The sequence below is a fragment of the Corticimicrobacter sp. genome (assembly GCF_040137905.1).
Lineage (GTDB): Bacteria > Pseudomonadota > Gammaproteobacteria > Burkholderiales > Burkholderiaceae_B > Corticimicrobacter.
In genome coordinates, this window is the sequence record NZ_JBEFDG010000071.1 from 127,506 (window position 1) to 142,390 (window position 14,885).

The 14,885-nt window shown below is 59.0% G+C and carries 17 protein-coding genes; 5 read left to right on the forward strand and 12 right to left on the reverse strand.

Annotation, left to right across the window (positions count from 1 at the left end; genetic code table 11):
• Positions 1-10: 10 nt before the first annotated feature.
• Positions 11-1,015: a 3-oxoacyl-ACP synthase III family protein gene (locus ABN482_RS12525; protein ID WP_349504297.1), complete on the reverse strand. Its 1,005-nt coding sequence runs from the start codon at positions 1,013-1,015 to the stop codon at positions 11-13.
• Between the two features lie 32 nt (positions 1,016-1,047).
• Positions 1,048-2,748, reverse strand: coding sequence for a thiamine pyrophosphate-binding protein (locus ABN482_RS12530; protein WP_349504298.1), 1,701 nt, complete (start codon positions 2,746-2,748; stop codon positions 1,048-1,050).
• 261 nt (positions 2,749-3,009) lie between these two features.
• On the opposite strand from ABN482_RS12530, the gene ABN482_RS12535 reads away from it, so the two are divergent.
• On the forward strand, positions 3,010-3,990 hold the full coding sequence (locus tag ABN482_RS12535; RefSeq protein WP_349504299.1) for a 3-oxoacyl-[acyl-carrier-protein] synthase III C-terminal domain-containing protein: 981 nt from the start codon (positions 3,010-3,012) through the stop codon (positions 3,988-3,990).
• Between the two features lie 24 nt (positions 3,991-4,014).
• Complete coding sequence (locus ABN482_RS12540; RefSeq protein ID WP_349504300.1) at positions 4,015-4,386, forward strand: hypothetical protein; 372 nt, start codon at positions 4,015-4,017, stop codon at positions 4,384-4,386.
• Between the two features lie 84 nt (positions 4,387-4,470).
• Here ABN482_RS12540 and ABN482_RS12545 read toward each other — a convergent pair whose 3' ends face one another.
• The 6 genes from ABN482_RS12545 to mltG form a co-directional block, all read right to left on the reverse strand.
• On the reverse strand, positions 4,471-5,760 hold the full coding sequence (locus tag ABN482_RS12545) for a Glu/Leu/Phe/Val family dehydrogenase (protein ID WP_349504301.1): 1,290 nt from the start codon (positions 5,758-5,760) through the stop codon (positions 4,471-4,473).
• 138 nt (positions 5,761-5,898) lie between these two features.
• Complete coding sequence (locus ABN482_RS12550) at positions 5,899-6,603, reverse strand: ankyrin repeat domain-containing protein (RefSeq protein ID WP_349504302.1); 705 nt, start codon at positions 6,601-6,603, stop codon at positions 5,899-5,901.
• A 17-nt stretch (positions 6,604-6,620) separates the two neighbouring features.
• The gene (locus tag ABN482_RS12555) at positions 6,621-7,397 is read right to left on the reverse strand and encodes a TatD family hydrolase (protein ID WP_349504303.1); all 777 of its coding nucleotides are present in this window, start codon (positions 7,395-7,397) and stop codon (positions 6,621-6,623) included.
• Between the two features lie 3 nt (positions 7,398-7,400).
• On the reverse strand, positions 7,401-8,465 hold the full coding sequence (holB, locus tag ABN482_RS12560; RefSeq protein WP_349504304.1) for a DNA polymerase III subunit delta': 1,065 nt from the start codon (positions 8,463-8,465) through the stop codon (positions 7,401-7,403).
• Complete coding sequence (gene tmk / locus ABN482_RS12565) at positions 8,462-9,121, reverse strand: dTMP kinase (RefSeq protein ID WP_349504305.1); 660 nt, start codon at positions 9,119-9,121, stop codon at positions 8,462-8,464. The genes holB and tmk overlap by 4 nt, the downstream gene beginning before the upstream one ends.
• On the reverse strand, positions 9,118-10,128 hold the full coding sequence (mltG, locus tag ABN482_RS12570; RefSeq protein ID WP_349504306.1) for an endolytic transglycosylase MltG: 1,011 nt from the start codon (positions 10,126-10,128) through the stop codon (positions 9,118-9,120). Before mltG ends, tmk begins: the two co-directional genes overlap by 4 nt.
• A gap of 77 nt (positions 10,129-10,205) precedes the next feature.
• On the opposite strand from mltG, the gene ygfZ reads away from it, so the two are divergent.
• Positions 10,206-11,273 carry a CAF17-like 4Fe-4S cluster assembly/insertion protein YgfZ gene (gene ygfZ, locus ABN482_RS12575; protein WP_349504307.1) on the forward strand — a complete coding sequence of 356 codons (1,068 nt, stop codon included), beginning with the start codon at positions 10,206-10,208 and terminating at the stop codon, positions 11,271-11,273.
• Between the two features lie 43 nt (positions 11,274-11,316).
• On the opposite strand, the gene ABN482_RS12580 is transcribed toward ygfZ, so the two are convergent.
• The 4 genes from ABN482_RS12580 to ABN482_RS12595 all read right to left on the reverse strand — a co-directional run bounded on the left by ABN482_RS12580 (position 11,317) and on the right by ABN482_RS12595 (position 13,600).
• Complete coding sequence (locus ABN482_RS12580; protein WP_349504308.1) at positions 11,317-11,616, reverse strand: DUF7710 domain-containing protein; 300 nt, start codon at positions 11,614-11,616, stop codon at positions 11,317-11,319.
• Positions 11,613-12,812: an enoyl-CoA hydratase/isomerase family protein gene (locus ABN482_RS12585; RefSeq protein ID WP_349504309.1), complete on the reverse strand. Its 1,200-nt coding sequence runs from the start codon at positions 12,810-12,812 to the stop codon at positions 11,613-11,615. The genes ABN482_RS12580 and ABN482_RS12585 overlap by 4 nt, the downstream gene beginning before the upstream one ends.
• Positions 12,813-12,849: 37 nt before the next feature.
• Positions 12,850-13,095, reverse strand: a complete 246-nt coding sequence (locus ABN482_RS12590; protein ID WP_502877290.1) for an RnfH family protein — start codon at positions 13,093-13,095, stop codon at positions 12,850-12,852.
• Positions 13,096-13,168: 73 nt separating this feature from the next.
• Positions 13,169-13,600, reverse strand: coding sequence for a type II toxin-antitoxin system RatA family toxin (locus ABN482_RS12595; protein ID WP_349504311.1), 432 nt, complete (start codon positions 13,598-13,600; stop codon positions 13,169-13,171).
• A 49-nt stretch (positions 13,601-13,649) separates the two neighbouring features.
• On the opposite strand from ABN482_RS12595, the gene smpB reads away from it, so the two are divergent.
• Together smpB and ABN482_RS12605 are read left to right on the forward strand one after the other, a co-directional pair.
• Positions 13,650-14,108, forward strand: coding sequence for an SsrA-binding protein SmpB (smpB, locus tag ABN482_RS12600; protein WP_349504312.1), 459 nt, complete (start codon positions 13,650-13,652; stop codon positions 14,106-14,108).
• Between the two features lie 3 nt (positions 14,109-14,111).
• Positions 14,112-14,885: 23S rRNA (adenine(2030)-N(6))-methyltransferase RlmJ (locus ABN482_RS12605; protein WP_349504313.1), on the forward strand; the 774-nt coding region annotated here is incomplete at its 3' end.

The window sequence follows — 14,885 nt, forward strand, 5'->3', positions numbered from 1 at the left end:
GACGGACACCCTATTCGAACTCCTTTCGAGGGACTCGGCGCAGCAAGACCGCAATCTGGTGAAAACCAGTGCCCAGGGCGTGTAGCACCAGGTAGTCTTCTTTGATGGCGTCCCAATGCAGTGCCAGGTTGGCGGGAACGGACACAAAGGTCATGTTGCCGTGCGTTTCCAGCGACTCATACAGTCGCGAGGGGCCGATTTGCGTGTGCCAATGATCCAGGAGCATGCGTGTGGCCTGGTGCATGAAAAGTCCCACACGGTCTGGCGCAATATCATGCCGTGCCAGCAGCCCCTGGATCAGCCTGATCGGACCCTCCATGCCTTCCTGGGCATACGAGGCCAGCCCGGCTTCAGGCGCGATTCGATACGTCGCGTGCTCTCGCCCCGGCATATCCTCCCTGGGCCGCGACTGCATGGTCATGGCACCATATCTGGCACTGAGTGTCTGTACGGCATAATCGACAATCTCAAATGGTGCATCCGGGCCGACCAGCACGGCACCGGCCCCGTCGCCGATACTGATGGCATGTCCCTGGGTATAGTCCATGTGCGCCGACCAGTTCGTGGCGCAACTGATCAGCGCACTTCGCGAGTGTCCGCAGGCAATGGCCTCCCAGGCCTGGATAAGCGACAGCAAAAAATTGGAAAACTCGCTGTTGATGGGAATCACCATCGTTTCATCGGGCAGCTTCAATTGCCGATGGACTGCAAACAAGGCGTTAGGCGTCAGATATTCCGAGACCGAGAGATACCCATAAAGACGGTCTATCTGTGATGCCGTCATGCATGCACGAGCCAAGGCAGCCTGGCAGGCGTTGCTGGCCAGATCCATCAATGACTGTCCATCCGACAGAACATGGCGCTGGCGTACGCCTGTGAAGGTATCTGCCTCGATCACGCCATGGGCATTCGGATGTCGTTTGATCGAGGCATATATCGGATCATCGCTGTGTCGAATCCGGTCTGGAAATGCTGCACCGCAGCCCAGGATACCTATCTTTGAAAAAGCTGGCATGCATTTCGCTGGCGAGAGGCTGGTGTGCATTTTCAGATCTCCTCCGCATTGAAATATTTTTTCAATGTGCCAATCCGGCGATGCAGAACCGGCGGGACTTGCTCAATATCCACATGAACATCGATAACAAAGGGCGCATCTGCCAACAGGGCATCTTCCAGCGCACTATCGAATTCATCCAGCGTGGTCACTGTGGCCGCCCGAGCACCCATGGCCTGAGCCATCGCCGTGAAATCAATGCGTTGATCGAACAGGCTGAAGACAGGCTTTCCATAAAGAAGCGCCTCACCGTTGTAGACCATGCCATGTCCACAATTATTCAATACCACCCAGATGACAGCAATGCCATATTCAACGGCGGTATGAATCTCCGTCCCGGTCATCATGAAGGCAGCATCGCCGACCAGTGCCACGACAGGCCGGTGCGGTGCGGCAATTTTGCCCCCGATGGCGGCAGGAATGGAGTGGCCCATGGCACCCATGCCAATTCCCATATGGAAATCCCCTGGACTGACAGCGCGATAGTACTGCCCTGACCAGCTCATGCAGTTTCCGGCATCGACAAAAAGAATCGCCTCCCTGCTCAATCGCTCCGACAGGCAGGCCACGACAGCCTGTGGCTTGAGCACAGGATCGTTATTCTGCAGCTGGATTGCATCGGGATGATCCTGTGCTGTGGATACCCATGACGAGACCTTCCGATGTCGTTGTGATATGACTGACAGCAGTCTCGAGAGCGTGATGCCGGCGTCTCCAACCAGCCCGGCATCTACCGTGTAGTTCTTGCCGATCTCCATGGCATCGATATCGATCTGGATGCAGATCCGGTTTTCCGTCAAGGCGGGTTCCCAACTGTGCGTCTGGAATTCACCCAGGCTGGATCCCACGATCAGCAACAGGTCCGGCATATCTCCGAGCAGCAAGTCATCTGCGACAGGACTGACTGAAAAGCCAAATACCCCCACTGCCAGGGCATGATCTTCCGGAAATGCACCCTTGCCCTTGAGGGTGGTAGCAACCGGTGCACCAAGTGCTTCGGCCAAGGCCTGCAGTGGTTCCCAGGCTCCTGACAGATTGACACCATGCCCGGCCAGAATGACAGGCCGTTGCGCCGTGGAGATGTGTTCAGCTGCGCGCATCAAGGCATGGTCGCTGGGTACCAGGTTGCCTCGCATTGCGCTGTCCAGAGCGATTGCCGACTCATTTCCTGCAGGAAGCCGCAACAGATTGGCAGGAAGATTGATATGTGCCGCACCACGCCTGGCATACAAGGCATGACGCAGCGCAGAACGCAGGATATGCATGGTCTGCTCGGCACAAGGGATCATGGCAGAATAATTCGTGACACTGCGAAAAATTTGCACCAGATCGGCACTGCGCTGCAAGCCACTTCCCTCCTGCAGCGCACCCTTGCCGAACGTTTTCTGGGATACCTGTCCAGTCAACAATAAAACAGGTATGGAATCGGCCTGGGCCGCGGCGATGGCAGTCAGCGCATTGGTTGCACCTGGGCCTGATGTCGCAAAGCATACGCCCAGGCTGCGGCTGACGCGTGCATAGCCATCGGCCATCATGGCCGCACCCTGTTCATGCTTGGCCAGAATCAGTTGTATGTTGCTATCGTCAAACTGTGCGACCAACGGTACGATAGGACCGCCGGAAATACCAAAGACATGACCAACACCGAGACGTTCGATTGCCTGCACAACGACTTCCACACAAGTTTTCAGCATAATGCCACTCCTTGTTGATCAAGTGGATTTCAAGCGGTTTAAATAATATGTGAATTGAATGCAATGACCCGTCCATCTGTAAATCATGAAAACTGCACACCCAGAATAACAAACGCCCTTCCATTTGCAACAATTTTTTTCAACAGAAAAGCCAAATCGAAAAAAACCAATTCAAGCGGTCGGTTTTCATTAGAATGAAAATTCACATAAATTCAATGCATTTGGAAAAGCTTCAGCCCCCTACTGCGAGGAGCCAGAAAAATGGAGAATGTCTCAATCGTCGCCACCGGCCTGTGGCATCCTGAGGATGAAGTCGACAACGAATGGTTTATCGAGCACTTCGCGCAACGCGACATTGACGTCAAGGGTTTATTGCACGCATTGGGGCACCAAAAACGCTATCTGATCAGAAACGGACAAGACACGACTCTGACCATGGCACAGGCCGCCTCCCGGCTTGCATTGGATCAGGCAGGCCTTGATGCAGAAGATCTGGATCTGATCATTTTCACCTCTCAGACGCCCGAGTACCTTATTCCCGCCACGGCACTGAAATTGCACCATGCACTCGGCGCGGCCTCCCACACACTGGCCTATGATCTCAATGCCAACTGCGTTGGCATGGTGATTGCACTTGACCAGGCGGCTCGTGCCATGATGGCTCGCCCCGATTGTCGATCAGCACTGGTCGTCGGTACGGATTTTCTCGGCGCACACAGTCAGGATGCCCCTGTCTATCACGCGTGCATGGCAGAATCGGCCGCCGCAGTCATTTTGCGGAAAACGGCACATGGCCGCGGCATTATCGATGCGCGGATTCATGTCGACACATCGGTCATCGACAATTCCTTGTTTCCAGGCAATGGGCTCTCAAACATTCACCAGCCCGGACTATCGGCACGGATTCAGTTCACCCCGTTTGATGACAGTATCTGTGTGGATGCTGCCGTGGATTCCATACAGGCCCTGCTTGCACGCCATCATTTATGCGCAGCGGACATCGGTGGATTCATGCTGTCTCAATTCTCCATCGGCAATATCGCCAAGATATGCGCCCGCCTGGGCGTGGATCAGGAAAAGGCACCTCACGTAGCCCATCGTTTTGGCTACACGGCAACCAATAGTCCTTTTGTTGCCTTTCACGAGTCAATCCGGAAAGGCATCATCAAAAAGAATGACCTTGTTGTTTTTTGGTCTGTGGGCGCTGGCTGGCAAAGTGCAGCCGTACTGATGGAATACTGAACGATTCAATGCGAAAATGCATGTATGGATTTTCATGCTGTCACGCAGAAAGGCAAGGCAATTGCGGCAGAGCACTGCAATTTCGCAGATTTGCTCAAAACTGCCTTTTATTATATAGACATGACCGATTTCTTTAGAAAAACGCTGGCTGCCGTCGAAGCTGCCATTGCCTTGCACGAAAATGAAGAGCCGGCACCATTTTCAATTCATTTTTTAATGAATACGAAAAATGAGCTTGAAAAGATGATTTCAATCATGGACCCAAGGATATACAAGCCCACGTATCCCAGGTTTGTCATAGACTGGTCGGAGAGTTCGACCTTGGCCGAGCACTTGCTTGAGGCAAGCTATTACTACGGCAAGATCAAAAAAAGAGTCAGTTCTTTTGAAAACTGACTCTGGTCTCTTGATTCACTTACGAGCCATGGCGCTCGGGTGGCAAAGTGATACGAGGTCATCTGCCACCAGGCTGCTGCATGCTTACGGGTAAAGACCTCGTACCTCGCGCGCCTGCAGGATTCGAGTGCATGCAACAATGAACGCTGCCGTGCGCAGCGTGACCTTGTGATCACGCGCCACTTGCGACACCGCACTGTAGGCATCACGCATGATGCGCTCAAGGCGATGATTGATTTCATCTTCCGACCAGAAGAAGCTCGAGAAGTCCTGCACCCACTCGAAATAGCTGACCGTCACGCCGCCGGCATTGGCAATCACGTCGGGCACGATCACGACCCCCTTGTCGGTCAGGATGTCATCGGCTTGCGGCGTGGTCGGGCCATTGGCTCCTTCCACAACGATGCGTGCTGTGATCTGTCCGGCATTGTGTTCGGTGATCTGACCTTCCAGCGCGGCAGGGATCAGGATGTCTGTTTGCAGGCTCCAGAATGCATCGTTATCGATGGACTGGGCATTGGCAAAGCCTGCCACGCCGCCCTGCTCTGCGACATGGGCCAGCAGTGCCGGCACATCAAGGCCGAACTCGTTGACGATGGTGCCGGTATGATCCTGAACCGCTACGACCTTGGCACCGACATCGTGGAACAGGCGCGCAGCCGTGCCGCCGACATTGCCGAAGCCCTGCACGCTGACCTTGGATTCCGCCACGTTCAGGCCGATATCGCGTGCGGCCTCGCAGGCGGTGACATAGACACCGCGTCCGGTCGCCTCGGTCCGCCCCAGGCTGCCGCCCAGCGAGATGGGCTTGCCGGTGACCACGCCGGTGGCCGTGACACCCTTGTTCATGGAGTAGGTGTCCATCATCCAGGCCATGATCTGCGCGTTGGTGTTGACGTCAGGCGCAGGAATATCCTGGTTGGGGCCGATGATCAGGTTGATTTCGCTGGTGTAGCGCCGGGTCAGGCGTTCCAGTTCGGCACGCGACAGGTTGCGCGGATCGACCCGGATGCCACCTTTGGCTCCACCATAGGGAACGTTGGCAGCCGCTGTCTTGACCGACATCCAGGCCGACAGGGCCATGACCTCGGAGAGCGTGACATCCTGGTGAAAACGGACGCCGCCTTTGCCTGGGCCGCGCGACAGGTTGTGTTGCACGCGGTAGCCTTCGTAGTGGGCAATCGTGCCGTCATCCAGCTCGATGGGCACATCGACGATCAGTGTGCGCTTGGGGCGCTTGAGCGTTTCGACCCAGCGGGCCAGCGATCCAAGATAAGGCGTGACGCGATCAACCTGCTGCAGGTAGATGCCCCAAGGGCCAAGATGATTTTTATCCAGGTAGGACGGTAAGGCGTGCGTGACGTGCGATGACATCGGATTGTCTCCAGGTGAACCGACTCTCGGGCAGTTATAACCCTGCCACCAAGCCGAATCAAGCTGAGACTAACCCTGTTGCGTCCCCTATTATTAAATCTGAAATTTAATTGTCACCGGATCACATCATGCAAGAGATCACTGCCCGGTTGGGCGCGCGGCGCGACGCTCGGCGATCAGATCGCTAAGCGCGCGAGCCAGTCGTCGATGGCCCCGCTCTGCGGCAAAATCCACAACACTTTTTCCTGCTGATGTCTGTGCTTCAGGATCGGCACCTCGATCCAGCAGCAGTTGCACCGCATCATGGCTGTTGGCACGCATGGCCATCATGAGCGGCGTGACACCATCATGTGCAGGCGCATTGGGCAAGGCACCCTGATCCAGCAGCAGCGCCGCGATTCGGGTATGCCCACCCGCTGCCGCATAGTGCAACGGCGTCCAGCCCAGCTTGACGACCTTGGCACCCCGCTCGATCAGGCGATTGACACGCTGTTCCTGCCCTTCCAGGGCGGCATACATCAGGGCGGTTTCGCCCAGGCTGTTCTCGGCATTGAGATCGATGCGGGCATCACCGGTCAGCGCATCGAAAACGCCCCAGGATCCTTCGCGCACCGCCTGGATGGCCGACAGTTGCCCATCGGCCGTGCGCAGATTGGGATCGGCACCTTCATTCAGCAACTCCTGAATATCGGCGACCCGGTCATTGGTGACATAGAACCACCAGTTGCCGGCATCGGCTGCCATGACAGGCAGCGTCGCTGCCGCCAACAGGCCTGCCAGCATGCGCCGCAGCGCCAGGTGGCGAACGGGTTTTTGGACATGGGAAAAGAATTTGGGCGGCATGCCGGCTCCGTCGTGGATCAGGCGGATGCAGCCGCCTTGTTGAACAGGGAAAAGAAATTGCGGGTGCTGTGCTCCGCTATTGTAGCGAGTGGCACCTGCTTGAGTTCGGCCAGTTTCTCGGCCACATGGATGACCTTGGAGGGGTCGTTGAGCTTGCCGCGATACGGCACCGGTGCCAGGTATGGGGCATCGGTTTCGATCAGGATACGCTCCAGCGGTACGCGACGTGCCACGTCGTGCAGCACGTGTGCATTCTTGAACGTCACGATGCCGGAAAAGGAAATCATGAATCCCAGTTCCATCGCAGCCTCGGCCACTTCCCACGATTCGCTGAAGCAGTGCATGACACCACCGACCTCGTCGGCACGCTCCTCGCGCAATAGCCGCAACGTATCCTCGGCCGCAGCCCGCGTGTGGATGATGAGAGGCAGCCCAGACTGCCGGGCTGCGCGGATATGTTGCCGGAAACGCGTCAGTTGCCATTCCGGCGCAGCCTCCTGGTGGTAATAGTCCAGACCTGTCTCGCCGATCGCAATGACGCGGGGATGGGCCGCCATGTCCAGCAACTGCGCCATCGAGGCTTCCGGCGTATCGTCGTAGGCCGGATGCACTCCGGCCGAGGCCCACAGGTTGTCATGTGGCGCGATGGTGTCCATCATGGCCGGCCAGTCCGGCAGGTTGACGCTCACGCACAGCGCATGCGTAACCTGGTTGCGGGCCATGTTCGCCAGGATCTCCGGCAACTGCACGCGCAACTCAGGAAAATTGAGGTGGCAGTGTGAATCGATATACATGTTTCAAGCCGAGAAAAGCAGGGTGTTCTGCAAAACGGTATGCAACCAGAGCCGGGCATTGAGAGGATGACCGGCCACCCGCCGCTGCTGGCTGAGCCACTGCAGCGCCGCCGAGAGGCGTGCTGCCGGCATCCGGCCGGCGATGCCTTCCAGTTCACGCTGGTGTGACGGGTAATAGCGCACCGACTGACCGTGTGCCGCCAGCATCAGATCGACGTAGAACCGCTGCAGCGTATCCAGCCAGAGTGCCGGCGGTTGTTTGTCCAGGTCTTCGGCCAGTTGGCCGATATCGGGTTGCTGGTTGCGAGCCAGGGTCTGGATGGCCTGTTCCAGCCATGCCGGCACGGGTTGTGGTTGCTGGCGCGACAGGCGCAGCGCCTGCAGTGGGGCACCACCGGCGGCCGCCAGCCAGGCTGGGGCATCGGCCAGTTCCTGCTGCTGCAGCCAGGCCAGCGCCGCATCCCAGCCGGGTGCAGGCAACGGCAGTTTGCGACAGCGCGACACCAGGGTCGGCAGCAGCCGATCCGGGGCATCGACTACCAGCAGGAATACGGTATGTTCCGGCGGCTCTTCCAATATCTTGAGCAGCGCATTGGCCGCAATCGTATTGAGTGCATCAGCTGGATACAGCAGCACTACGCGCCAACCTCCCCGATGTGTGGCCAGGTGGAACCAGGACTCCAGCGCGCGGATCTGCTCGAGCCGGATCTCCCTGGAGGGATTTTTCTTGCGGCTGCTCGAGCTGCCTTCGGCTTCGCCCTCGCCTGTCGCATCGCCCTCTTCGCCTTCGTCAGCCTGCCCCTCGATCTGGGCCACGCTGTCGGGGCGTATCCTCTTGAGATCCGGATGATTCCCGCCAGACACCCATTGACAGGCCTGGCAGTACCCACAGGCCTGACCCGCCTGCGGACTTTCGCACAGCAGGCTGGCAGCCGCCGCGCGGGCAAATTCCAGCTTGCCGGTCCCGGCCACGCCATGAATCAGCCAGGCATGGGCAAAACGCGATTTCTGGCGTTGCCAGTCGGACAATGCCTCCTGGTGCCAGGGCAGGAAAACAGCCGTGCTCATGCCGCCCCATCCTTTGCGATCTGTGCCAGCAGTACGGGTTTCAACTGCGCTCGCACCGACTCGATATCCGGCGTACCGTCGATCAGGCAGATGCGTGCTGGTGCGGCAACGGCACGGTCATGGTAAGCGGCGCGGGTCCGTTCGAAGAAGGCAGCGCCCTCGCGTTCGAAACGGTCTGCCGCACGGGCCTGGCCGGCACGCTGGCGAGCCACTTCGAGAGGCACATCGAAAAGCAGCGTCAGATCGGGCTGCAGATCGGGATGTACCCAAGCCTCGAGTGCTGCCACCCGTTGCGTGCCCAGGCCTCGTCCGCCGCCCTGGTAGGCAAAGGTGGCATCCGTGAACCGGTCACAGACCACCCAGCGGCCAGCGGCCAGTGCGGGCCGGATGACCTGCTCAAGGTGCTCGTTGCGGGCCGCAAACATCAGCAGCGCCTCAGTGGCCAACGTCATGTCCTCGCCCAGCAGCAGTTCGCGCAGCTTTTCCCCCAGTGGCGTACCGCCCGGTTCCCGGGTCGAGATCACATCGAGCCCGGCATCGCGCAACTGCGTGACAATCCAGTCGACATGCGTGCTCTTGCCGGCACCATCGACGCCTTCCAGTGTGATGAAACATCCACGCAGCGCTTGCTGCCGGCCGGTGACTGTGTCACTCATGGATTTCTTCCGAGAATGAAGCGCGAAACGTTGCGATTGTGCTGTTGCAGATTCTGGGCAAACTCGCTCGTGCCATCGCCGCGCGATACGAAATACAGGTATTTGTGTGTGCCGGGTTGCGCTGCTGCCATCAGTGCCGCCCGCCCCGGACTGGCAATCGGCGTGGGCGGCAAGCCATTGCGGGTATAGGTGTTCCAGGGCGTGTCGGTCTGCAGGTCGCGCTTGCGAATACGCCCCTGGTAGCGCTCACCCATGCCGTAGATCACGGTCGGATCAGTCTGCAGCGGCATGCCGATACGCAGACGGTTGGCAAAGACGCCGCTGACCGCTGCCCGATCTTCGTGATGACCCGTTTCCTTTTCAACGATAGAGGCCAGAACAAGCAGCTCGTAGGGCGTTTTGACGGGCAGTTCCTTGTCCCGTGTCTGCCAGGCCTCGTCCAGCCTGCGCAACTGGGCCTGGTAGGCCTGCCTGAGAATCTCGAAATCGGTCGTGCCAGGTGCAAATGTGTAGGTATCCGGAAAGAACAGGCCTTCTGGATGCGAAAACTCGCTGCCCAGGCGCTCCATCAACTGGGCATCATCCACCCCTTCCAGCGTCTGCCTGATATCCGACTGGGCTGCCAACGCTGCCCTGATCTGGCGATAGCTCCAGCCCTCGACCAGGGTAAGGCGCCGTAGCGTGACATCGCCATCGGCGATGCGCTGGGCCAGCCTCAGCGGGGTATCCAAAGGCGAAACTTCGTAGGCACCGGCCTTGAAGCGCTTGTCCAGACCACTTAGACGGGCCAGCCAGACAAAGGCATCTTCGTGCAGGCTGACACCGGCCTCATTGAGCTGGCGCGCGACGCTGCGCGGCGTGCCGCCGCTTTCGATGACGATTTCGACCTTGTTCGGTTCAACGGAAAGAGGCTTGTTGGCCCAGTGCCAGGCTCCGCCTGCCGCAGCGGCCAGCAGCAGGACCAGGGACAGAAGCCCGAGCAGGAAAATAAGGATGATGCGTTTCATGTGAACCGAAGTGTACCGGATGTGTTCCAGGGACTATGATATTTTGGTTTGCCATACATTGAAATCCATTTGCCGACATGACTGCCTCACTGCTCACATCCCTTGCCACCCATGCACGCATTGCGCGTCTGACTGACTTCTGCGTCATTCGCGCACAGGGTGAAGATGCCTTTTCCTTCCTGCACGGGCAGATGACCCAGGATATCAGCGGGCTGACTGCTGGCCAGGCCCGTCTCGCTGGCTACTGTTCGCCCAAAGGGCGTATGCTCGCCAGCATGCTGGTCTGGCGCCATGAGGGGGCCAACGGCCCGGAAGTCGTCATGCTGCTGTCGCGCAGCATCGCTGCCGCCATCCACAAGCGCCTGTCCATGTTCGTGCTGCGCGCCAAGGTTCGCCTGCTGATCGAGGACAATGCCCCGGTTCTGGGCTGCAGCCTTGCTGCTGCCGATTCGGCAGTGTGCTCTGAAGGTCTGCCGGATACCACCACCGCTATGCCCGACCATGCCTGGGCACTGCAGCAAGTCGATGGCCTGACGCTGATCGGCATGCCGGCAGGCAGCGCTGGCGTAGGCCGCTGGCTGGTGATTGACGCAGCAGCACAGGATGCAGAGACCTTGCCTGCAACGCTTCAATCAGCGCTGTCGTCGCAAGCCGAAGGTCCGGCATTGGCTGCAACACAGGATTGGCTGGCCGAGGATATCCGCGCCGGCCTGCCCTGGATCGTGGCAGCTACGCAGGATATGTTCATTCCGCAAAGCCTGGACTTCGAACTGATCGGTGGCGTCAATTTTCGCAAGGGCTGCTATCCAGGCCAGGAAGTGGTGGCGCGCAGCCATTACCGCACCACGGTCAAGCGCCGCATGACGGCAGGCTGCGTCACTGTGCCGGCAGGACTGGAAACCAGTACAGACTCCCTGCCCGGACTGGATATCTGCCGACAGGACGATGCCGGAGCCTTTGTCCCGGAAGGCCGCGTCATCAATGCGGCCCGACAGGGCGATGTGCTGCACCTGCTGTTCGAGGCCCCGCTGGCGCTGATGGACGGGCCGCTTTATCTTCAGCCTGACGCACTCGGCAGTGAAAGCGCTGCCGGCCTGATTGCGCCTGCTGCGTTGCCCTACTCGCTGGAAGGTACGGCAGACTGAATACTGCCGCCATCGCGCAATGCAGAGACATGGCCTGGCAGGCTCAATCCTCCAGGCCGTCCTCAAAATGCATATGCTCCATGGCAGCACACGTAAAGCTGCCGATAAATGCGGGCAATCGCTGTTTTTCCTCTTGCGGCAAAAACAGGTCCTTTGCCACCGCCCAATCATAAACCCCTTGATCCAAAGGGTATTGCGTCAATACACCTGTCAATCGATTCGATTTTATCCAGGCCTTGGCGTGATCCAGAGAAGTAAAGACTCCGGACGGAAAACGCGCCATGGCACCATTGAAGACCCAAACGGCTTGCATATGTGTTTCCGCTTCCTGATTGTCAATCAAGCGAGATCCGCCAGGGGATGAGCACCCGGCCAGTCCAATCGGATACGCGCCTCGCCCCAGGCCATATCGACATCAGCCAGCGTGGCCGGCGACCAGCGTGGCATGCGATCCTTGTCGATCAACAGGGCGCGAATACCTTCCTGCAGGTCACCCTCTGCGCAACAGTGCAGCGCCGCATCCAGCTCCATGCGCAATATCTCGCCCAACGAACGCCCGTGGCCATGCTGCATCAGCGTCCAGGCCAGCCTGGCCGAACCAGGCGCACCGGCCAGCATGGTCTGTGCGGCGCGTGCCAGCCATGGATCCGGATGCGTCGCGAGGGCCGCCAGGGCTGTCCAGGTGGCATCCAGTTCGGCATGGGCACAACACGCATGGATCAGCCTGATATGCGTCTGGAATGGCCCCATAGGCCCACATTCGGGTTGCTGCAACCCTGCCAGCAAGACATGCAGGCACTCATGTCGGGCCACCACGTCCTTCGGCCAGTCCGTCGTTTCCAGGGCGTTCATCAAGGCAGTCCAGCCCCCTTCGGGCAGCAGATAATCGGCCAAACCGGCAAAAATGGCGTCCTCTGCCTGCAACTGGGCACCGGTCAGCGCCAGAAAACGACCTCCATGCATCGGCACCCGTGCCAGTAGCCAGGTTCCCCCCACATCAGGGAACAGCCCGATGCTGATTTCCGGCATGGCCAGTCGGGAGTTGGGCAGTACGATTCGGTGGCTGGCACCGGCCATCAGCCCGATGCCGCCACCCATGACGAATCCCTGCCCCCAGACCAGCACCGGCGTGCGCAGATGATGAATGGCATGATCGAGCCGGTACTCTCGCTCGAAAAAGGTACGTGCATAGACCAGATCCTGTGGTGCGGCACTGCCGTTTTCCAACATGTCGCGATACAGCCCATGCAGATCGCCACCCGCACAGAATGCGCGATCACCTGCGCCAGCCAGCACGATGGCAACGATGTCAGGGTCGTCTTCCCATTGCCGCAGGCGCGGATACAGCAGATCGACCATGCCCAGCGTCAGGCCATTGAGCGTGCGCGGTGCATTGAGGGTCGCGATGCCGATGCGGCCACTGCCTGCCTGCCGCTCTTCGAAAAGAACAGCAGGCTGTGCTGTACCCGGAGATGCCGTAGACGGAGATGCCGTAGACGGAGATGCCGTAGACATTGCGTCACTGTTGCCCTGCTTCATGTCGTCTCCTTGCCCAGGTGGCCGGAATGGCCTGAAATCAGGATTTCCGGTCCGTTTTCTGGCGTTGTCTATGTGCTGCACGCCGGCGTCGTGATTCCATTGGATCAAATACCAATGGTCGATAAATCTCGATGCGGTCATCCGCCTGCAGCACCTGTTCCGGGCCGACCATTTTGCCATGGACACCCACGCCATCCAGCCAGGGATCCTGGCCGGGAAAGCGCATGGCAAAGTCGCTGGCCGCCAATGCCTGCCCGACTGTCGAGCCCACGGCTATCTGCATACACTGTTGCCAGGGAGCAACATCAGCAGGCACATGGCAAATCAGTATCATCATCGATTCTGGCGATGCCTTTTCACTCATAACAGGATTCGGCACGCTTGGTGAAGGAATCGATGAAACTGGTGGCGATGCGGTTGAATACCGGTCCCACCAGCGTTGCCAGCGTCCGACTGGAAAAATCATATTCCAGCGTGAACAGTACCTTGCAGGCATCCTCTGCCAGTGGCTGGAACTGCCAGCGGCCCTCGAGACTGGAGAACGGCCCATCGACCAGTTTCAGATCGATGCGACCTGGATAATCGTGCGTATTGCGCGTGGTGAAACGCTGCTTGAGCCCCGCAAAGCTGATCGTGACCGTGGCCACCATGCCTTGCTCATCCTGCGAGAGGATCGCTGCGCCGCCGCACCAGGGCATGAATTCAGGGTATTTATCGACCGCGGCCACCAGATCGAACATCTGGGCCGCGCTGTAGGGGACGAGGACAGATCGCTGTACAGTATGCATGGAACGCGGTAAATGGATAGAATGACAGGATTTTACCGGTATAACATGCATGAGCATCATCGATAACCGCAAGGCTTTCCACGACTACTTCATCGACGAGCGCTTCGAGGCCGGTCTGGTCCTGCAGGGCTGGGAGGTCAAGGCGATCCGGGCTGGTCGCGTCCAGCTCAAGGAGGCCTATGTCATCGTGCGCGACGAAGAGATCTGGATCCTGGGCATGCACGTCAGCCCGCTGCCCACGGCGTCGACGCATATCCACCCCGATGCCATGCGTACTCGCAAGCTGCTGCTCAAGGAAGAGGAAATCAGCAAGCTGATCGGCAAGGTCGAGCAACGCGGCTTTACACTTGTGCCGCTCAACCTGCATTTCAAGGGTGGGCGCATCAAGCTCGACATCGCCCTGGCTCGCGGCAAGAAACTGCACGACAAGCGCGACACCGAGCGCGACCGTGACTGGGCCCGCGAGAAAGAGCGCCTGATGAAACACGACACCAGCAGCAGGGATTGAGCCGTGTTCAGCTACCGCCACGCCTTTCATGCCGGCAACCATGCCGACGTTCTCAAGCACGCCATCCTGGTCCAGGTGCTGGACTACCTCAATCGCAAGGAAGCCGCCTATTGGGTGATCGATACCCATGCCGGTGCCGGCATGTATGCCCTGGAGGGTGACTGGGCGGGCCAGACAGCAGAATACGAAAGCGGCATCGCGCGTCTGTGGTCGCTGCCCGCCGACTCGCAACAGCCTCAGTTGGTCAGCCGCTACCTTGATGCCATTCGCCTGTACAACCAGGATGGCCAGTTGCGCTACTACCCCGGCTCACCCTGGCTGACGCTGGACGCCCTGCGCCCGCACGACCGACTGCGACTGTTCGAACTGCATCCCACCGAACAGCAGGTGCTGTCGGCCAACCTGCGCGAAGCCGGGCGGGCTGCGCAGCGCCAGGCCTCACTGCAGGTGGCCAACGGCTTTGATGGCCTGAAAGGGCTGCTGCCTGTCCCCACTCGACGCAGCCTGGTGCTGATCGATCCCTCCTACGAAAACAAGCAGGATTACGCCTCAACCCTGCATGCTGTTCAGGAGGGTCTCCAACGCGCTGCCAATGGCGTATTCGCAGTCTGGTATCCCCTGGTATCGCGGCGCGAGGCACATGACCTGCCCCGCAAACTGATGCGTTTGCCGGTCAAGAGCTGGCTCAACGCCACGCTGAGCGTACATGCCCCCTCACCAGATGGCCGTGGACTCTATGGCAGTGGCATGTTCCTCATCAATCCGCCCTGGACCCTG